Source organism: Veillonella sp. S13054-11 (assembly GCF_002959795.1).
Lineage (GTDB): Bacteria > Bacillota > Negativicutes > Veillonellales > Veillonellaceae > Veillonella > Veillonella parvula_E.
In genome coordinates, this window is record NZ_PPCY01000002.1 from 196,284 (window position 1) to 217,622 (window position 21,339).

The 21,339-nt window shown below is 36.5% G+C and carries 20 protein-coding genes and 1 tRNA gene; all 21 read right to left on the reverse strand.

Annotated features, from left to right (window positions below; all coding sequences use genetic code 11):
- Positions 1–44 precede the first annotated feature (44 nt).
- The gene (locus tag VPHSUH08_RS02940; RefSeq protein WP_077708594.1) at positions 45–1,094 is read right to left on the reverse strand and encodes a D-glycerate dehydrogenase; all 1,050 of its coding nucleotides are present in this window, start codon (positions 1,092–1,094) and stop codon (positions 45–47) included.
- A gap of 123 nt (positions 1,095–1,217) precedes the next feature.
- Positions 1,218–1,685 (reverse strand): large conductance mechanosensitive channel protein MscL, encoded by a 468-nt coding sequence (gene mscL / locus VPHSUH08_RS02945; protein WP_105086680.1) that lies wholly within the window; start codon positions 1,683–1,685, stop codon positions 1,218–1,220.
- A 284-nt stretch (positions 1,686–1,969) separates the two neighbouring features.
- A complete protein-coding gene (locus VPHSUH08_RS02950) occupies positions 1,970–3,637 on the reverse strand; it encodes an ATP-dependent endonuclease (protein WP_105086681.1) in 1,668 nt (555 codons plus the stop codon).
- Between the two features lie 172 nt (positions 3,638–3,809).
- Positions 3,810–4,697, reverse strand: coding sequence for a DMT family transporter (locus VPHSUH08_RS02955; protein ID WP_008601469.1), 888 nt, complete (start codon positions 4,695–4,697; stop codon positions 3,810–3,812).
- Positions 4,698–4,907: 210 nt separating this feature from the next.
- On the reverse strand, positions 4,908–6,407 hold the full coding sequence (gene thrC / locus VPHSUH08_RS02960) for a threonine synthase (protein WP_012864628.1): 1,500 nt from the start codon (positions 6,405–6,407) through the stop codon (positions 4,908–4,910).
- 182 nt (positions 6,408–6,589) lie between these two features.
- Positions 6,590–7,531: a Dyp-type peroxidase gene (locus tag VPHSUH08_RS02965; RefSeq protein WP_105086682.1), complete on the reverse strand. Its 942-nt coding sequence runs from the start codon at positions 7,529–7,531 to the stop codon at positions 6,590–6,592.
- 282 nt (positions 7,532–7,813) lie between these two features.
- Positions 7,814–7,889 (reverse strand) — tRNA-Lys (locus VPHSUH08_RS02970).
- Positions 7,890–7,972: 83 nt separating this feature from the next.
- Positions 7,973–8,275: a hypothetical protein gene (locus tag VPHSUH08_RS02975; RefSeq protein WP_008601476.1), complete on the reverse strand. Its 303-nt coding sequence runs from the start codon at positions 8,273–8,275 to the stop codon at positions 7,973–7,975.
- Between the two features lies 1 nt (position 8,276).
- A complete protein-coding gene (moaA, locus tag VPHSUH08_RS02980) occupies positions 8,277–9,242 on the reverse strand; it encodes a GTP 3',8-cyclase MoaA (RefSeq protein WP_105086683.1) in 966 nt (321 codons plus the stop codon).
- Positions 9,243–9,268: 26 nt separating this feature from the next.
- On the reverse strand, positions 9,269–9,709 hold the full coding sequence (locus tag VPHSUH08_RS02985) for an MOSC domain-containing protein (protein ID WP_105086684.1): 441 nt from the start codon (positions 9,707–9,709) through the stop codon (positions 9,269–9,271).
- Between the two features lie 214 nt (positions 9,710–9,923).
- Positions 9,924–11,252, reverse strand: coding sequence for a nucleobase:cation symporter-2 family protein (locus tag VPHSUH08_RS02990; RefSeq protein WP_105086685.1), 1,329 nt, complete (start codon positions 11,250–11,252; stop codon positions 9,924–9,926).
- Positions 11,253–11,433: 181 nt separating this feature from the next.
- Entirely contained in the window at positions 11,434–12,051 is a 618-nt protein-coding gene (locus VPHSUH08_RS02995; RefSeq protein WP_105086686.1) for a cyclodeaminase/cyclohydrolase family protein, read from the reverse strand.
- Between the two features lie 158 nt (positions 12,052–12,209).
- Complete coding sequence (locus tag VPHSUH08_RS03000) at positions 12,210–13,880, reverse strand: formate--tetrahydrofolate ligase (RefSeq protein ID WP_105086687.1); 1,671 nt, start codon at positions 13,878–13,880, stop codon at positions 12,210–12,212.
- A 392-nt stretch (positions 13,881–14,272) separates the two neighbouring features.
- Positions 14,273–15,547: an SLC13 family permease gene (locus VPHSUH08_RS03005; protein WP_077708600.1), complete on the reverse strand. Its 1,275-nt coding sequence runs from the start codon at positions 15,545–15,547 to the stop codon at positions 14,273–14,275.
- Between the two features lie 165 nt (positions 15,548–15,712).
- Positions 15,713–16,324 carry a L(+)-tartrate dehydratase subunit beta gene (gene ttdB, locus VPHSUH08_RS03010; RefSeq protein ID WP_105086688.1) on the reverse strand — a complete coding sequence of 204 codons (612 nt, stop codon included), beginning with the start codon at positions 16,322–16,324 and terminating at the stop codon, positions 15,713–15,715.
- Positions 16,324–17,226 (reverse strand): L(+)-tartrate dehydratase subunit alpha, encoded by a 903-nt coding sequence (gene ttdA, locus VPHSUH08_RS03015; RefSeq protein WP_012864637.1) that lies wholly within the window; start codon positions 17,224–17,226, stop codon positions 16,324–16,326. The genes ttdB and ttdA overlap by 1 nt, the downstream gene beginning before the upstream one ends.
- A gap of 383 nt (positions 17,227–17,609) precedes the next feature.
- Positions 17,610–18,638 (reverse strand): AraC family transcriptional regulator, encoded by a 1,029-nt coding sequence (locus VPHSUH08_RS03020; protein ID WP_038150581.1) that lies wholly within the window; start codon positions 18,636–18,638, stop codon positions 17,610–17,612.
- A 192-nt stretch (positions 18,639–18,830) separates the two neighbouring features.
- Positions 18,831–19,097: a SemiSWEET family transporter gene (locus VPHSUH08_RS03025; RefSeq protein ID WP_004698672.1), complete on the reverse strand. Its 267-nt coding sequence runs from the start codon at positions 19,095–19,097 to the stop codon at positions 18,831–18,833.
- Positions 19,098–19,496: 399 nt separating this feature from the next.
- Positions 19,497–20,519: an AraC family transcriptional regulator gene (locus tag VPHSUH08_RS03030; protein WP_101928829.1), complete on the reverse strand. Its 1,023-nt coding sequence runs from the start codon at positions 20,517–20,519 to the stop codon at positions 19,497–19,499.
- Positions 20,520–20,533: 14 nt separating this feature from the next.
- Positions 20,534–20,857, reverse strand: a complete 324-nt coding sequence (locus tag VPHSUH08_RS03035) for a zeta toxin family protein (RefSeq protein ID WP_314051296.1) — start codon at positions 20,855–20,857, stop codon at positions 20,534–20,536.
- A 4-nt stretch (positions 20,858–20,861) separates the two neighbouring features.
- A complete protein-coding gene (locus tag VPHSUH08_RS03040; RefSeq protein WP_021148395.1) occupies positions 20,862–21,197 on the reverse strand; it encodes a cupin domain-containing protein in 336 nt (111 codons plus the stop codon).
- Positions 21,198–21,339 lie beyond the last annotated feature (142 nt).

The following is a 21,339-nucleotide window of genomic DNA, read 5'->3' on the forward strand; positions in this document are numbered from 1 at the left end:
CCATATTTTGTATAAAACCGCATATCTTTTAATGTCTTCCACTTTTAGTCGAAATCAGTTAAATCAACGCCAGCCTTTTTAAGCTCTTCTAGCGCAGACTCTACATCCATTTGAGGTTTCTTATAATTTACTTCTTCATTTACACATGTTTTTAAAGGTTTCTTATGAACGCCGGCAATAATATTATCCGCTGTCAAAATAGACATGTCATAACGAGTTCTATCTGTGTAAGAGCCAATATGCGGTACAATAAGGCAGTTTTCTACATCTAACAATGGATGATCCGCTGGTAATGGTTCTGGATCCGTTACATCGAGGGCAGCATAATCGATTTCACCCGTTTTAAGAGCATTGATAAGTGCATCAGTATCTACGATAGGTCCACGACCAACATTAACAAATAAAGCTGTATTCTTCATCTTCTTGAAAAACGCTTCATCACACATATGATATGTTTCATCTGTCAATGGAGCCATAACGCATACTACATCACTAATGGCTAATAAATCATCTAACTCCATATAAGTAGTCTTATGAATCTTATCATCCAAACGTTGATTACGATTATGATACACAACAGTCATACCAAACGCACGGGCACGTCGAGAAATGGATACGCCGATAGCCCCCATGCCAATGATACCAAGAGTGCGACGACTTAAATCAAAACCTTTAATATTAGAAGGTCTTTGAGCCCAACGACCGTCTTTTACAAAGTTAGCATTTTCTATAATACGACGACTAGCCGTGGCAATCAACGTAAATGCAAGTTCTGCTACCGTTTCATTGAGAACACCTGGCGTATTGCCATAAGGAATACCTGCCGCTGTTAGTTCATCAATATTTACATTATCATAACCTACGGCCGCTTGTGCTATAACCTTTAAATTTGGCGCATTCTTTACAAGATCACCATCTACATCTAAAGGTCGTACACACCACAAACCATCCGCATCAATGAGCCATTCCTTCAGTACCTCACGAGGCATCACTGTTTTTTCAGTCCATTGGCGCACATCTACATGCTCTTTTAAATATGCAATCGCATCTTTGCGAACCAGTCCATTTACTACTACTAGAGGTTTCTTTTCCATGTATATCCCTCCCTAAAAAATTCTATATATTATAATTATATTTTATACTAGAAAGCTAACGTAATACAACAAAAAGGAGTAAGGTCAAAACCTCACTCCTTTTATGTATAATTTAAATTTGAACTAGTTCAAATCTGCAGTACAGTTAGGGCATTTAACTGCATTGATATTGATTTCAGATTTACAGAATTGACATTCTTTCGTTGCAGGTGCTTCTGCAACTTCCTCTTCTTTCGCAGATTTCATCATTTTAGCCAAACCACGAACCATCAAGAATACAACAAATGCCAAAATCAAGAATTGAATCAAATCAGTAATAAATGTACCATATGGCAATACAGATCCAGCTGCACGAGCTGTAGCAATATCAGCACCAGACATGAATGCATCTTTAGAACCTGTGCTCAATGGCAAGTACAAATTACTAAAATCAATACCACCTGTGAATACACTGAGAACAGGCATGAATAGGTTGTTTACAACAGAATTAACCAATGCTGTGAAAGCAGCACCAATAATCATACCAATAGCTAGGTCCATCATATTGCCTTTGAAAGCAAATGCTTTAAAGTCATTTAAAAAGTCTTTCATTTTCATACTCCTAGATACGTTTAATTGAGAATGCATTAATAACAGTACTAATCATAAAATAAAGATAAAAAGATGTCAAGAAATTTCGATGTAGTTTTTAAAATTTAGTTAATATAGTTTTTCATAATTCTATCTATTATTGTAATAAATCACTTATTATGCGTATTTTTTACACCATATTTCCTATGCCTACACTCTAAAATGCTATATTACCTTCGAAAAAATAGAGTCTAACCAAACTTTGGTCAGACTCTATTAATTAGAAGTAGTAATGTATTACTCCATTAACCTAAGCCTAGCGAAAGAAGTTTAGCACGCTCTATTACTGCAATAAATGCAGGTGGTATCATGGAAGCATCTAAAAATTGACTAATACGTCGCCCTACAATTACTCCTTTATTAGCAAAGAACCAAGAGAAGTAATAGATATGTAAATCATCCAACTTACGATCCGAAATATTTGGTAAACATCGTTGTACAATTTGGCTTTTAGTAATACCTAATTTAGCATAACCACGCCGCGCCATATCCTTTGTTACCATCGGACGAGCGTCATCAATAATGTCCTTGATGATGGCATCCATTATGGAACGCTTGTGCATCGCAAGCAAATATGATACAAAATCCATTTCAAAACAAATTTCCTGTGTGTAAAATATATTGCTATGTGCTTTTGCATATTTTCCCTCTACATCGCGATCATAGAGCGCTACTGTAGGAATAGAGAATCTATTAAACAATTTTTGCAATTTACTGATAGAGGACTCGCCCCGAGCATTGATAAGACAGATTCCAAAATAGTCAAAGTCCACGCCTAATTTTTTACCAAAGCCTGTAAAGCTACCGTACTCAGTCTCCCCTTCTACGATGATAATACACCGAGCGTATAGAGCCTCTTTTGCCTCAGGAAAATGCATAATCAAGTGTTTCTCTACCTCTTTAGGGAAATTGAAAGTAACTCCACACGCTGCACAGACCATATTATTTTCATCCCGATAAAGCCGAATAATATGACGATAATCGTCAACTAGTGCATCCGTACTGTGAGTAACCACAAAGAGCTGTCCTAATAATCCATCTATTTTAAAAATATCTCGCAGCAATGCTAAAAACTCTTCATTTTCATTAGTTGCAATTTGACGGTAATAATTGAGCACAGCCCGTTGCAAATACGGACTTAAATGTAGCTCAGGCTCATCCACACTTATAAAGATTGGTAAAAACTTGTATCCCTTTGCATCATATACAAGTAAAGATTCTAAATTTGTAGTTGCACTACTCACTTTCATATAAATTTGAGCCAAAATCTTGAGAGCCACAGCCATAATCAATCGTACATTATCAGCAGAATACTTACGTTCCATAGCGGAGGATGTAGACAATACCTCTACAAGATGTTGAATATTGAGCATACAGTAAGGATCTAAATCCTTACGTAAACTAACAATTTCACGCTGAAAATCATCAGTAGGCATTTCTAATCGAGACACATAAGCTTGTAATAGCTGTCCTAATTCTACATATATAGAGGACGGTATAGAAAACAGTTCCTGCTCTGAGGTGTCGCGATGACACACATATAAAGCATGGCGAATCATAGACAACGGCATAGGCTCAATCTCTGCATCAGTGACTCTGTATAATCGTGGATATACTTCTTGTACAACTTGTTCAAGTCGTAAACGGTAGGTAGGTCCCTCATCAGCAGTATACATGCTTTTATAATTTAACTCACCTAAAGATATTTCAAAATCAATGCGGATAGGCTTGTTTACATCCGTGAAATCACTTTCAATGAACCCATGGCAATCCATGATAATTTCTAAGAGATCTAGAAAATTAGACTTACCTACCGCATTTTCACCGACAAAGTAATTAATATCATTGTGAAAGCTTAGCGTTACATCGGCTAAGTTCCTATAGTTTTCAATATGCATCCATTTTATATACATAGCTCCTCCGTCTGTAGCTACTTTCAAAATGAAAAAGCTCTAGTATATTTCATTACAATAAATCACTAACTAATACCCCTGTATTTTATCTTTTATGTAAAAAGGTGCCAATCACGAATGTAATCAGCACCCCCACTGTCATATACAGTCTGATACTGTATATATTCGACATTTATTTAATTTTATCCTCTATAACCTTGCCCTCTCTTAATGGACCACTCTGTTCTTTAAGACGCGCCAACATGACAGAGGATATAAACATAGCAATACCAGCTCCTACTGTTGCTATGGATAAGCTTTCACCAAAGATCAAGAACCCATAGAAGGAACTAATAAATACGCCAACGTATTGCAAGAATTGAGCCACTACAGCATTGGTCGTAACAAAGGCGCCAGTCAAGAAAAACTGAGCCACTACACTAATACCACCGATAGCGAAGATAATGAGCCAATCTGTACCTTGAGGCATAACGAGCTTATCAGTAGTGACGAGGCCCGCAATCATGCCAGTAATCATGAAATAGGCCATGATTTCAAAATTACTATGTTTTCCGCGTTTACTAATAGTTCGTATCGTCGTATAGGCCGCCGCAGCTAAAGCAGCACCTAAAATTGCTACCAATGCATACCAAGAAAATGATTCATAACTAAAAGGATTTACCATTACTAAGACAGCAATCAAAATGACTCCAAGCCATTTGCCAGCCCCTTTAGGTATCGATTCCTTCAGAAACAGAGCACTAAAGATAAAAACAAATATTCCTGTCGTCTGAAATAGAATTGTTGCATCAGATAATTTTATGTGTACCAATGCTATGAAATTACATACCATACCAAAACCGCCGTATAAGCCACGCATGACGAGGAGCCCCCGATCCTCTTTTGAAAAACGGATGCCCTTCACATACATAATAATGAGCACCGCAACAGTCCCAAAGAACCCACGGGCAAAAGCGATCTCCCCAGGTGGAATATTTGTCCCTAACAGTTTTACAAATACATTCATCGTACTAAATAAAAGTGCGGATAACAATGCATATATAAGGCCCTTTTTAGCCATAGCCCCTCCTATAATTATATTTCTCTATATAATTATAAACCCATATTTCTATAAATAATGAATACATCAATACATACTAACAAAATTCCATATCATATGATGAATGTTAATTTAATGAGAAAATGAATTTAATTGGTTAATCAATAAAAAATGATTACTCAATAAAAAACATATAGATATGCCGCCCTTCTAAGGAAAGGCGGCATTGTATTATTTAGAGAATGTATCTACAAAATCTAAGATTTCTTGTTTCATATTCTCTTTGTCGATTGCTTTTGTAAAGCGCAATGGTTTGGATTGTAAGGCTTCCAATTGTTTAGGGAAGGCAACACCCGTTACAGCAGAGATATTATCTAAGCTTTCATAAGGAGTCTCGCCCACCTTGATATCCAATGCCTCACAGATTGGTGTAGGAAATTTAAATGGATGTGCTGTAGATGCAATCACTGTATGACGAGCGCCATCTTCAGGATGCTTCTCCAACTCCTTCATATACGCCCCCATAGCAACTGCCGTATGAGGATCCATTACATAACCGTAAGAATTATATACTTGTTCAATGATTGCTTTTGTTTCTTCATCATCAACGTAGGCACCAGCAAAATCAGTCTTAACACGTTTGAACTCTTCTTCATTAACAGTTAATTTGCCTGTTGTTTTAAGATCTTTCATCCATCCTACTGTACGTTCGCTATCTTCACCAGAAATATAATATAAGAATCGTTCAAAGTTAGAGGATTCAAGAATATCCATAGATGGAGAAATCGTCGTATAGAATGGGCGGTTCATATCGTAGGTACCGTTTTCAAAGAAGTCAGTAAGTACGTTATTTTGATTAGATGCACAAATCAATTTGCCGATAGGAATCCCCATTTTTTTAGCATAGTAAGCAGCCAAGATATTACCGAAGTTACCTGTTGGAACTACAACGTTGAAAGCTTCGTCTTCATGGATTGCACCTTGTGCAACCAGTTCAGCATAGGCATTTACATAGTAAACTACTTGTGGAGCTAAGCGACCAATATTGATAGAGTTCGCACTGGAGAACATAACCCCTTTTTCAGCAACCTCTTCAGCAGTCGCTTTATCAACAAAGAGGCGTTTCAAGAATTGTTGAGCATCGTCAAAATTGCCATGAATAGCCGTAACATTAACATTCTCCCCTTCTTGTTTTTGCATTTGTTCCGCTTGCATAGGACTAACGCCATCAGTCGGGTAGAATACTTGAATATGAGTTCCCGGTACATCCTTGAAGCCCTCAAGAGCCGCCTTACCAGTATCACCAGAGGTAGCAGTTAAGATAAGTACTTCTTTTTTCTCGCCCTCAGCCTCCTTAGCAGCTACTAAAAGGTATGGAAATAAGGATAATGCCATATCTTTGAAAGCTTGTGTGCGGCCATGGAATAGTTCCAATACGGAAACCTTTTCCAATAAAGAGTGTAATGGTGCAATATCGCGGGTGCTGAAATTAGCATCGCAGTAAGCAGAATTAATCATTTCATTTAAATGAGCTTCGGAAAAGCATGGAAACAACTTTGCTAAAACAACGGCTGCTACTTCTTGGTAATTTTTATCTTTCACATCATTGTAAGTTAAGCAGTTTGTAGGAAATAAAGATGGTACATATAGACCACCATCCTCTGCTAAGCCGTGCAACAATGCATATGTTTCATTTACCGCAACGGTACCTCGGGTGCTAGTATAATTCATGGAATACCTCATTCATAACTACAATGGATTTTTACGAGTTTAATAGATTTATTATAGCATAAAAGCGCCCACTTGGGGCGCTTTCTATAGAATTATATAATAAATTTTAATCTGATAGATAAAACTAAACATTACTAACTAATTAGATAAATGTTTAGTCTCCACTAACAATCAGAAATCCCTTATAATTCACCTTCTGCAATAGCATCCAATATATCAAGAGACGGAATAAAAAATAGCATGCCCGTAATAGGCTTGGAATAATCAAGCAATTTATCATTTTGTGTAAACATATTGGTAAGCATAGTTTTAGTCACATCCCAGTAACGAGCATAACCTATAAAGTATGTACCTCGGACACCTTGACCAGGTTGAGCAAATGGAACATTCATACGAACGATCTTATGTTCTTCATCATCACGATTATCTTGAGCCACTACATTGTGAGCTGCCGGATCTTTTTCATCATCCTCTAATTCAATATCGCTAAATTTACGACGACCAATGAATTTTTCTTGCATTTCTGTAGGAAGTGCACGCCATGCATCAAGATCATGTTCATATTTTTGAGCAAATGCATAAGAGCCGTTAGTGAATTCAGGATCTTCATCACCAATAACGCCCCACTCTACAGCCTCTTGGCCAACAGGGTTTTCCGTACCATCAACGAAATCAATAATCGCACGACCTTGTTCGTAGTGGAAGCCATGGGTTTCATCTACAACAGATGTAATAGGGCGTAAGAACTCCATAATTTGATCTACTACAGTATACGTAACAGATTCATCATTAGAGCGGACATGCAAAAATAAGTCAGCTGCTACAGCTGGTACATCTTGTTTATCACCTTTTATGCCTTGGAAGTCTTCTAACTCTTTTGGTACCGGTGCATTAGGGAACAAATAATCCCATGCCTTACGGCTAAAGCCAAAGGCAATGCCCAAACCTTCCCCATTAGCGCGAATACTAACAGAACGTTTAATGGCTTGAATACGATCTGCCATATCTTGAATCACTTCAAGCTCTGCCTCATGATCTTTACGGTTTAACAACAAAGTGGTGAAGTTGACACTTTGGCCAGCATCTTTATACACATCTTGTGTTCTAGAAACATCTACTGCCATTTGGTACCTCCTAATGAGAAAAACTATTATACAACCATCATAAGCTATTATAATTTTACTGTCTATAAAATATATTATATTGTATCAATACTATATTCCATTAATGTTAAAGTTTATAAACTTAATTGAATCAATGACTACTCGTTTGAGAAAAATAGGATTAAACCACAACGTATTTTAACCATGTAAATAACTATATAAAGGCTAAAAAGATATGCAAAAAGCTAAAAGAAAAATATTTACACAAAAAAAGAACTCACACAAAATGTGAGTTCTTTACTCTGGTGGACCACCAGGGGTTCGAACCCTGGACACCCTGATTAAGAGTCAGGTGCTCTGCCAGCTGAGCTAGTGGTCCATGACATGAATAATTATATGCTTATTTTATAGGAATGTAAAGAAAATTTATTACACTCCTATAAAATATCAACATTCATATTATTAATATTGTAATACCCAATCCTTCATAATATTACAGGCCTCAGTAGGGAGTAAATCACTAGTCCCTACGCAGTTTTCACCACTATATAGTTGAAGCACACTATGAGTGCGGCTTACTTCTTTAACAATAATATTCGTTAAATTAGACTTAGGAACGCTAAACTGTAACCCATAACGACCAAAATAGGTAAAAACAGACTCTTGTGTATCGTATTCTATATGGACTTGAAGCATCTTGCCTCCAGGCCAGCATGATTCAATATTTTCCTTTGATCTTGGTTTTAAAAAATCAAAAAATCCCATACTACCCTCCGATTCGCCACATTGGTCGTTCTGGTTGCTCCATGCCTATACCATCATGTCGTTCTTGTTTTCGTTGCAAAGCACGTTCGATATGCTTGGCTAAAGCCTCTTCTGAGGCACCATTGCGCACGAGCGATACAAGATCAGCCTCATCATCTCGCAACAAGCACAATCGCATTTGACCATCAGATGTAAGGCGCACACGATTGCATGTATCACAATAACTATGAGACATAGAAAAAATAAAGCCTACCGCCTTACCACTAGGTAGTGCCAAATATGTAGCTGGACCAAAGCCATAAACAGAATGAACCTCTATGAGAGATCCGCCACTAACACGTTCTAATTGTTCCTTCCATTCATCAAAGGTAGGGCCATGGAATGCGTCACCTTGAAATGGCATGTATTCAATGAACCGCCATATAACAGGCCATTTCTCTACATACTGCAACAAAGCCTTAACTTCATCATCAGACCAATAACGAGATAAAACGGTATTAATCTTAACGGATTTAAAGTTAGCATTAATAGCACTACGTATGCCATCTAGCACAGCCCCAAGTTGACCATCTTTACCTACACAGGTAGCAAAGGCTTCACTTTCAAGAGAGTCCAAACTGATATTTACACGATTCAAGCCAAGTTTTTTTAACCGTTGCGCTCGAGAGGCTAATAGACTGCCATTGGTAGTCATAGAGATATCTTCAAACCAATCTGATTCTTTGATACGACTTAGTAGCTCTTCAATATGAGGATAGAGTAATGGCTCACCACCTGTAAGGCGTACTGCTTTCACACCAATATGATGGAAAGCTCCTAATATTTTTATCCACTCATCAACAGACAATAGTTGTGTTTGACTTTGAGGAGTAATTTCTGCAGGTCGGCAGTAGGGACAACAAAAATTACACGCATCTGTCAACGACAGACGTACATATTCAATTGTACGACCCCATGCGTCTTTCATAACACACCTCATTTACTAATACGAAATTATTTAATAATAGATACTTCATCACCTACATGAATCGTACCAGTTTTAAGAACTTTACCAAAGATACCTTGTGTAGGCATAATGCAGGAACCAACTTGTTTCATAATTTCACAACCTTGATGACATTCCTTGCCAATTTGAGTAATTTCAAGAATCACATCATCACCTACTTGTAAGTGAGTCCCTACAGCTAATTCATAAAGAACCATGCCTTCTACTGTAATGTTTTCAGCGAAATCACCAGGTTTGACATCTGCACCTTGTGCCCTCATGTGATCAATACTCGCAATACCAAGCAAGCTGATTTGGCGATGCCAATTTCCTGCATGAGCATCCCCCTCCATCCCATGATCAACAATGAGATTGGCGGATTCAATATTATGTTTTTTTTGCCCTTTTTTCTCACTTATGGAGATAGCAATAATCTTTCCGTCTGCCACGTGTCCCTTCCCTTCTTATGGGAACATTCCATATACATAACTTTTTATAAACACTTAATTATAAATCCAGACTGTATTCCTATTTTATGAAAGTATCACAAAATAGTTCTACAATTATCTATATATTATAGCATAGTATTCATACATTTTCCCTGTGAATTTAATCACTAAAAAGAACTCTATTCTATAGGAATAGAGTTCTCGTATGTATTATTTAGCGACGACCCATTTCTTGAATTTCATCGCCATGATTAACACCATTGAGTAATAAGTTAAGCAAGATTGCCGTAATACTACCAAAGGTAATACCAGATTTTAAAATAATTTGTGCCCAATCAGGGAAATTAGCATAAAAGTTGGGTGCCGCAATAGGAATCATAGCCACTCCAATGCTAATAGCAACAAGCATCAAGTTATGATTACCATCAAAGCTAACCTTACCAAGAGAGCGAATACCACTGGCAACAATCATGCCAAACATAGCAATGCCAGCACCACCGAGTACTGCATTTGGAATACTAGCAACTATAGCAGCTAGTTTAGGAAATAAACCTAACAAAATTAAGATTACTCCAGATGCAGCTACTACAAAGCGACTTTTAACACCTGTAACCGCAATAAGTCCTACATTTTGAGCAAAGGCTGTATATGGAAAGCTATTGAGGATTCCCCCTATTAAAGTAGAAATACCATCGGCACGAATAACAGAAGCCAATTCTTTTCGACCTATTGGCTTATCCACAATTTCACCAATAGCAATACTATCACCTGTCGTCTCTACCATAACAACGAGCATGACGATAATCATAGATAGTACAGAAGCCCAGTCAAAGGTTGGCAAACCAAAATAGAATGGTTCAATAAAAGCAACCCATTGAGAACGACCAACTTCATCAAAATTAGCAACCCCCATTGCAAAGGCAATTGCTGTGCCTGCGATCAAACCTATTAATACAGAAAGATTACTTAAGAAACCTTTAGCAAACTTGTATACAAAGACAACAATTAAAAACGTAAGAAATCCAAGTCCTATGTTTGTATAGCTTCCAAATTCTGGATTTCCTACGCCGCCTCCCATCCAATTAATGGCAACTGGCATCAAATTAATCCCAATAAGAGTAATTATGGTTCCCGTTACAACCGGTGGGAACAGTCGAATTAAACGGCTAAAGAATGGAGCTACTATAAAAGTAAATAGACCTGCTACAATAATGGCACCGTAAATGGCAGTCATACCATGCTGTGCCCCAATCATAGTCATAGGTCCGACAGATGCAAAGGTAACACCTTGAATCATAGGGATACGCCCACCTATATTACCAAAGCCTAATGTTTGGATTAAGGTCGCAATGCCACAGGTAAACAAGTCGGCTGTAATAAGGCGAATCAAATCCTCTACCGGTAAATTCATCGCCTGTGCCACAATAATCGGTACCGCAACAGCTCCAGCATACATGGCAAGTACATGCTGTAAACCAAAGGCAAAGAGCTGTGGTATGGGCAACATACTATCGACTGTATTTATTGGGTTCTGCTCTGTCATAATGTCTCCTACATAAAACCTCGAAATATTACCCATTTATTTTACACTATCGTTCGGATTTTAACAATAGAAAAAAGAGAACCTATTATACTTATATATACTAACAGGATCTCTTTTTATTATTTCCCGAACTTTTATAATTCGATCGGTTATATTATTCGATTTATATTATAATGTTTTATCATTTATATAACCCTATGATAGCCGACTCTTTATCATCAAGATCTTTTTCAATGGCATACATCTTAGATATTAGTTCTGCTACAAAACTTTCATCTTTAATGCCAGATAAATTAATACGCACATTCAAAAAGGCCGATTTCACCGCAGCACGAGCATTAATAGCAGCAATAATACCATCTGTAATAAGATTTTGATTACCCTTACGAGAGGCTAGTTCTGCTAAATCAAATATTTGATTCGCTAATTCTCCAATTTCAAAAGGTACCATAGCCGCATCTTTGTAAGCTTGTTGAATAGCAGCTGTACGCGCAGCCTTTTCTTCATCTGTATTCTTTGGCAATCCTAAGGCGTTCATAAAGATATTAAATACATCTGCATCAGCTTGAGATAATTCGAGCATACGATTGCGAATCTCTTCTGCTTTAGCTTGAAGCACTTCCATTTCAGTCTGAACCGCTTCATAGCCTTTTTTACCAAATGTAAGGTTTGCCACCATTTCTGCTAAAGCCGCTCCCGTCGCGGCAGTCAATGCCGCAATAGCACCACCACCTGGCGTTGGCTCTTTAGATGCAGTAGCAGCCACAAAATCTATCACTCGTTGTTCCACTAATTTCATAACAAGGCCTCATGTAAAAGCGATAACAAGATATGTCTTGTTATCGCTTTGTAATTACTATAAAAATCTACAAATATTAAACACAATAAAAATATAACTAATTATAGCAGACATTATAAATCTCCAGTTAAGAAACGTTCTACTATAAACAATATCTATTAAAATAAGCCTTTAATTGTGCCGTCTGCTTCAATATCCATATTAAGAGCAGCAGGACGTTTAGGAAGGCCTGGCATTACCATTACATCACCTGTACGACATACAATAAAGCCTGCCCCATTGGCAACACGAATATCGGATACAGTAATAGTGAATCCTGTTGGAGCCCCTAATAATGTTGGATTATCAGATAAGGAATATTGCGTTTTCGCCATACATACAGGCAAACGATCAAGACCCCAATCTGCTAATTGTTTAATTTGCTTTTTAGCTTTGTCCGTAAAGATAACTCCATCGCCACCATAAATAGTTTTAACGATTTTATTAACTTTATCCTCTAAACTATCTTCCAAATCATATACGAATTTAGGTGTTGGCTTAGGACCTTCAAGTAACTCTACGACTTTTTTTGCCATATCAGTGCCGCCTTCGCCGCCCTTTTCCCAACATTCATTAAGCTCTACAGGCACGCCAAACTCATCACATAGGCGAGTCAACTCAGCAATTTCTGCATCTGTATCGCTAGCAAATTTATTGATTGCCACTAATACAGGCACATTGAAATAACGCATGTTTTCAATTGCTTTTTGTAAGTTGCTGAAACCTTTAGTTACGGCTTCAACATTTTCTGTATTCAACTCTTGTTTTGGTACACCACCATGCATTTTAAGAGCTCGTAATGTAGCTACGATAACGATTGCATCAGGGAAAATATCGCCGTATCGGCATTTAATATCAAGGAACTTTTCAGCACCCAAGTCAGCGCCAAAGCCCGCTTCCGTAACTACGATATCACCAAGCTTAAGTCCTAGTTTTGTAGCTACAATGGAGTTACAACCATGAGCGATATTTGCAAAGGGACCACCGTGAACAATAGCTGGTGTATGTTCCAATGTTTGTACGAGATTTGGCTTGATAGCATCTTTCATGAGAAGCGCCATTGCCCCTTGGCAACCAAGTTGATGAACATAAACAGGATCACCTGCTAAGTTACAACCGATAACGATGCGACCAAAACGTTCTTTCAAATCTTCTAAATCCTTAGCTAAGCAAAGAATAGCCATGATTTCAGAAGCAACGGTAATCATAAAATGATCTTCCCGAGGGAATCCACATACTTTGCCACCAAGTGCAACTGTCACATTGCGAAGAGCACGATCATTCATATCTAAAACACGTGTCCAAGATAGTTGACGCAAATCGATTTGCAATTCATTTCCTTGATGGATATGGTTATCGATCATAGCGGATAATAAATTGTTAGCCGCTGTAATAGCATGCATATCACCTGTAAAGTGAAGATTGATGTCATCCATAGGTACAACTTGAGCATAACCACCACCTGCTGCACCACCTTTAATCCCAAAAACAGGTCCTAAGGATGGCTCACGTAATGTAGCAATTGCATTTTTACCGATTTTTTGTAGCCCCTGTACGAGACCAATGCTCGTTGTAGACTTACCTTCCCCGGCTGGTGTTGGCGTAATCGCTGTGACTAGCACTAACTTACCATCTGGCTTAGATTCTAAACGACGAATAGCATCAAAAGAAATTTTAGCTTTATAATGACCATATTGTTCAATGTCATCAGGTGTTAAAGCACATTTATTGGCAATAACCTGAATCTTTTCCATTCTATTCTGTTGGGCAATCTCAATATCGCTTAACATAAAGCCTCCTCGGCACTAAGGCCATCTATAAACTATATAACAACTATAACCTTACTCTCTAATATTCAATATTTAATATTAACTGTCTACTGTAGGTGTATATTTGTGCAACTACAGTAATCTATTATATATGAAAGTAGACCATATGTCTAATCAATTCTTGCCTATCTCTATATTATATTAACTTATTACCAAAATATTTTCTCCAAATAAGAAATAAGGGGCTGTAACAAAACAACCCTAGGTGCGTCTAAAAACAAAAAATACCAAGAAAACCTAGGATGTTACAAACTTAATTTTCTTGGTATTTTTTATATTATAAAGGGACTGCAACTAGAATGTGGTACAACCACATCCTGTTACAGCCCCTTGTATGACTAACCTTAATATAATTATGGGTTAAACGGGAACAAAATCGGTAACAATACTAAAGATACAATTGCAGATACTACAATCAACGGTACGCCGGCTTTCACATAGTCCTTAAAACTATAACCAGCTACATTATATACCATAGTATTCGCAGGCATCCCTATAGGTGTACCATACGCAAGAGAGCTAGAAATTACGATTGCAACAAGAATCGCCTTAGGATCAAAACCTAATTGAGATGCTAAAGACAATCCGATTGGAGCTAGCAATGCAACATCTGCTGTATTGGACATAAAGTTTGTCATAAATACAGATAGGAAGAAAAGTACCGCTAATAATGCCAATGGATTAGGTGTATCCCCCAAAGCATCAACAATAAGATTTGCAATATATGCACCTGCCCCAGATTTTACCATTGCTGTACCAAGAGCTAAGGAACCTACAAATAGTAGAATTGTCTTCATATCAATAGACTTAACTGCTTCGTTTTCGGTAATAACTCCTGTCGCTACGATAACAAGTGCACCTACCCAAGCACTAACCGCTAAGGATACGCCAATTTGTTTTTCAAAAATCATAGCAGCGATAGTCAACACCAATACCAAACCAGCTACCCATTTTTTCCAAACTGGAACATGACTAAAATCAGCATTTTTTTGATAGTTTGGATCAGGTTCACGCGTTGGAACCTCAGGTAAGAATCTTTTACCAATGAATGCATAGAATAAAGTACCTACGATAAGCATAGGTAAACCTACTTCACCATAAGCAAAGAAACTAAAGGATCCAAGGCCGGCTTCTTGCAAATTAGAATTTGCAATCATATTACCAGGAGAGCCAATCATAGAAATATTCCCCCCCATAGCAGCGGCAAATACGATTGGCATTAAGAATTTAGTTTGGTTAAAACCACCCTTTTTGCAAATACCAATAACAACAGGAATCATAACCGCTGCAGTACCTGTATTAGATAAGAAGCCAGACATAATACCTGTAAGCATCATAATAGCAATAATAAGGATAGTTTCATTTTTAGCAAATTTATTAACAACGTTACCAACATCAACAGCTACACCTGTTTCAAAGAAAGCAGCGCCGATAATAAACATAGCAATAAACAAAATAACATTAGAGTCAACGAAACCTTTAAAAGCTTCCGCTGCAGTTAATACACCAGAAAGATGTAATCCAACGGCCACAATCATAGCCGTAATAGACAATGGAATTTTCTCCAATGCAAACATTACGATTGCAAATACAAGAAATCCCAGTGTAATAGCAATACTATAATCCATGAGAATTCCTTTCATGGTAGTCATACTCTTATAGTATATCTATATGAAGATACGCTGTAAATCACAAAACAATATTATTAATAATTATTTCTCATATAGATATATTTACAAGTTATGAAGTTATGAAGTTATTCATAATATAAAGAAATCGCTATTCTTATCTTATTATTTGATGAAACCTACGTGTTTATATATTTCGTCTAATATTTCATCTTTTTTCTTATTATATTCTATTTTCTTTTCTTCAAAGTAGTTATTACCGTCTGCATCAATGGATACGATAAGCGGACCAAATTCTTTAACCTTAAAAGTCCACAAAGTCTCACACATACCTAATTCACGCCAATTAGCAGATTCTACTTTTTCGACTTCTGTAGCAGCAAGAACCGCATTACCTGCAGGGAACACACAGTGTAGTGCACCAAAATCTTTGCAGGCACGTGCTGTTTCAGGACCCATGCCACCTTTACCTACAATGAGACGTACACCTGTCTTTTTAACAAATTCATATTCGTATTTTTCCATCCTCATAGATGTAGTAGGTCCTACAGATACAACTTCAAATTCATTATCGCTTATAGTACGAATAATTGGACCTGCATGAAGTATAGCCCCATCTTTAACATCAACCGGTAACGTTTTACCTTCTTCTACCACACGACGATGCCCCATATCACGACAGGTTGTAATATGCCCAGTCAAATAAATCATATCGCCTGGCTTAATGCCTGCTAAATCAGATTGTTGAATAGGTGTAGTTAATATTTTCTTAGCCATTATAATGTCACTCCTTTATGAGATTTAACTGTGCAATTACCATCCTTGTCAAATACGAGATCGCCGCGACGATGATTCCAACAACCTACACTAACAGCACAAGAAATAACAGATGGATGACGTGTACCATGTTCAATATTCACACCTAAAACAGTTTTATCCCCACCCATACCTTGAGGTCCAATACCAATCTTATTAATTCCATCTTCTAACAATTGTTCCATATAAGCCGCTTTTTCATTAGGTGCTTTTGAAGATACAGGGCGCATTAATGCTTTTTTAGATAATCCAGCAGCGGTATCAATAGTTGTAGCAATCCCTACACCTACCAATAGTGGAGGACACGCATTCAATCCATAACTTGTCATCAAATCAAGAACAAACTTAGCAACACCTTCATAGCCTTCGCCTGGCATCAATGTTTTACCTGACCCTGGCAAGGAACACCCGCCACCAGCCATATAAGGGAAGATTTCTACATCATCGCAACCAGGAATGATATCCCAGTGAATATAAGGTGCAGTGAGGCCAATATTTTTACCAGTATTAAACTCATCAAAAGTTTCTACACAGTTCAATCGTAATGGAGCCTCTTGTGTAGCCTTATAAGTTGCTTCTCTTAGAATATCTTCTAATTCTCCTAGTAAGGGATAATTAGATCCAACCTTTACCCAAAATTGTAATACACCAGTATCTTGACAAGAAGGACGATTAAGCTGAGCTGCTAAATCCATATTATGTTGCATTGTTTCATAAATAGATTTGGCCATAGGATTTTTTTCATCCTGTGCCAATTCATGAATTTTTTCTTGTACATCATCAGGCAATACCTTTGCCATATAAGAAATGAAATTAGCTATCTTATTTGTCATTTCTTGTACTTGTTGTTCCTTCGTACTCATCGCAAACCTCCAAAAAGACTTCAATATTTAAGACGTGATTATTTCTGTTTCGGAACCTTAGCTCCTTTCGATGATTCTATTCTACTCTTTTTTCAGTATATAACTATCCAATTTACAAGTTGATTTTTATTGGTGAAAGTCTGTCAAACACATACAAAATTTCCTTAATTATTTTCTTTTAACCCATTAAAAATATACAATTTCACCTATATGATTATAAAAAAAAGAGCACTACCATCAGAACGTAGTGCTCTTTCACCATATATTTTAATAGGATTAACAAATATACAAAATCACCTATACCTAATAATTGTATATCCACCTAATTTAATTTTCAAAATCATGAAATTATAGCTAATTACAAGTTATTATAAGAATGAAAATTATGATTGTAATCTTTTTACAACCATCTCAAGTTGGTCTCTAACATCCTGTAACTTTTGATTAGCCTCATCTAATCTATTCTTATCGATAGAGACATCTTGATAGGGTAAGTAAGTTTGTAAAATGTCTATAATATCTTCTTCCTGAGTAGAAATAATTTCCTTCCAATCATGTAATTTTGTCTTACGCCCCATCTCTTTTGCTTGCTTTCTATATTCAGATGGTGTTGTATGGAAATGTTTCTTGAAGGCCACATTAAAGGCTTTAATATCTGCAAAGCCACAACTACTCGCAATATGTGCTACTCCATCTTCAGAGTTAGCTAAACGAACTGTAGCCTCTCGTAATCTCAACCGTAACAAATACTCTAAAAAGGAAACCCCTAATTGGCGTTTAAAAAATTGAGATGTATAGTTCACATTATAACCGCCTATTTTAGCAATATCTTCTAACTCTATCTTCTGCTTATAGTTTTCATCAATATAGGCAATCATTTTATCAAAGGTAGCTACAGTCATATCAGCAGGCTTTGTATGTATAGGGATAGTCTTAACCGCATCAATTTCACGATATATATCACTCGTCATGGCTAAAAAGTGACTCTCCAACCATAATTGACGATCAGGACTTTCACTATTCACCATTAACAACATCATTTGTGCCGCAAGATAACGTAAGGACGTAAAGAATTCATTATCCCTATTAGTTTTATCTGAGCGCAATACAAATTGGTACATGCCGAAGTTAGGATCAAAGTATTGGAAAAACTCCTTACTTACATGAATAACAAGAGCTGTTGTATCCTCCTCTAAGGCCAACGTAGCATGACCTACTTGAGGGGAAATAATAATGGTATCAAGAGGTTCCATTGTAAAAACCTCACTATTACAACTCATGTCGATTCTGCCCTTTAACAAGATCAAGACTTCAACGCCACTGTGCCAGTTGTAATGATATGTACTAACCTTATATATATCACTATTGAAATCTATATGATTGTGTTTATAGGTATAGTGAAAGTAGTCCATAACAACGTAACCCCCCTCATAAAATCAAATAAATACCTCTCAATTATTTACATAAAAAATGCACCCCTTATTAATCAAAGGGATGCATTCATTATGATATATATAATTAATAACGGTCAACAGTAATCTTATTTTATATATTAATAAATTATAGTTTTATGCTTCTATAGCATTATATATCTATTCTTAAAATTACATAACCGCTGTAATAGCCGCTGCTAAACCAAAGAAGATACCTGGTGCATTGGCTAATGCTACTGGAATATCTCTATGTTCTTTAAACAAACCATACGCTACCCATAATGTACAGTTGATTGCAGCTACAAGTGGTTGAATCCAATCACCAGTACCTGGGTGTGCAAGGTTATGCATGATTTGTGGGAAATAAGATACATACATAGCTACAGCAGTAACAGTTGCAACTTTACCTACGTTTTCCATAAATTTTACTTGATTCATATATCCTCCAAAATTATAACTTACTAATTTTTTTACTCCTGATGAGATATATTCTACTCAGTTTAGTGAATATAACTATCCAAATTAAAAGGTAATTTTTATATTAAAATCAACGAAAAAAGATAGATTTCTCTCGATTTATTGTATTTTGGGACTATAACAATATATAAATTCACCCGGAAAATACATATAAAAAAGCACTACTTATCAGCAGTAGTGCTTTTTCAATAACTTTATAGGGTTTCTTGATATAGAAATTTACCCAATTCTAATCTTTCTATATGTGTCATAAATTTATCAAAATAATTTGCTTACCAAACTCTTATCACAAGAATATAGCTACTATAAGAATTAGTTACTATAAGAATCTAGTTGCAATAGAGATATAACAAAATACCTTTATAAATCCTTTACTACATCTGCTAACTTTTCTTTCAAAGATTCCAATTTTTTGCTCATAAATTCCAATTCGCTCTTAGCTCGGGAATCATCTTCATACGACAAGAATGAATGCAATACATCAAGAACATCTTGATTGTCTACAGAAATAATTTCTTTCCAATCTTGTAAGACGGTTTTACGCCCAATGCTTTTGACTTGCTTACGATATTCTGTGGGGGTCATATTAAAGTGTTTTTTAAAAGCCACATTAAAGGCTTTCACATCTGCAAATCCACAATCACTTGCAATTCTTGCGACAGCCTCATCCGTACTAGCTAAGCGAACAGTAGCGTCACGGATTCTTAACCTCAATACATACTCAACAAATGAAATCCCCATTTGCCGTTTAAAAAACTGCGATGTATAGGCAATATTATAGCCTCCAATTTTAGCAATATCTTCTAACTCTATTTTCTGTTCATAATGCTCATCAATATAGACGATCATTTTATCAAAAGATGCTGGTTTTATATCGCCAGGTCTAGCATTTTCGTGAACCTTTTTAATCGGATCAAACTCTCTAAATACATCACCGGCCAAAGCTAAGTAATGATGTTCTATCCACATTCGATGTACTGGGCTTTCACCTTTAGTCATCAACAACATCGTCATAGCAGCATGATGGCGTAAGGTTGTAAAGAATTCGTTATGACGCGTACTATCATCTGAACGCAAAACAAATTGGTACGATCCAAAATCCGGATCATACTGTTGATAGAACTCGTTACCTACATGAATAACAAAGGCTATAGCATCCTCTTCGAGGGCTAATGTTGCATGCCCTACTTGAGGAGAGATAATCACGACATCAAGAGGTTTCAACGTAAACACCTCACCATTGCAACTCATCTCAACACTACCTTTTAACAAGATAAAAATCTCTGTTTCTGCATGCCAGTTGTAATGATATGTATTAACCCTATATATGTTACTGCTAAACTCTATATATTTATGTTTATATGAATAGTCAAAATAGTCCATTACACTTTTGCTCCCTAAGGTAATTTCGCTCTTAACGCCAGTTCTTGTGCTTTACCTACATTTAACAAATCAGTTTCATCCTGTGTCCAAGTACCAAATAACACGTTCTCTACAATAGTGCCAACTGGTTCGGTACATTGTTTGGAATTATACACTTGTACTAAATTCCATTTATATACTTGAATACTTTCAAATAATCCACTTTGTTCTAATTCATTAATATTAGATACCAAAGATTTCACAATTTCATCGTGATGCTCTTTAGGTGTAGCTCTGGCTTGTAAAGAATACATATAAAATGCACCCCTTATTGATATAAGGGATGCATTTATTATGATATATTTATTTAACTACGGTCAACAGCATCTTAAAGCTTTCTCTTGCATCTAGGCTATGAGGTACTTCCGATGGCATAATCAAAGTTTCACCAGCCTTCACATTGTGCTCCGTATCACCAACAACGATGTGCGCCTCACCATCGAGGATTTGCACAATCGCATCGCCTACCGTTACATGCGTAGAGATTTCTTCGCCTTTAGGCAGCGCAAATAATGTAATGCTGAGTCGCTCATTTTGAGCAATTGTAATACTAATCACTTGCCCCTCTTTATACTCCAGGTGTTCGCCTAGATGTAAAATTTCGTTTACTGGGATATTTTTTGTGAAAGTCTTACTCATAGAAATCACTCCTTATATAGCTATATAATAGTAAAAGTAAATAAAAAGTAGATTAAAACAATTTTATCAAAACCAATTGATATAACTAAAAAAATATTCTTCCCTTAATTTTATTATAATTTAATTGAGATTTAATTTCAGT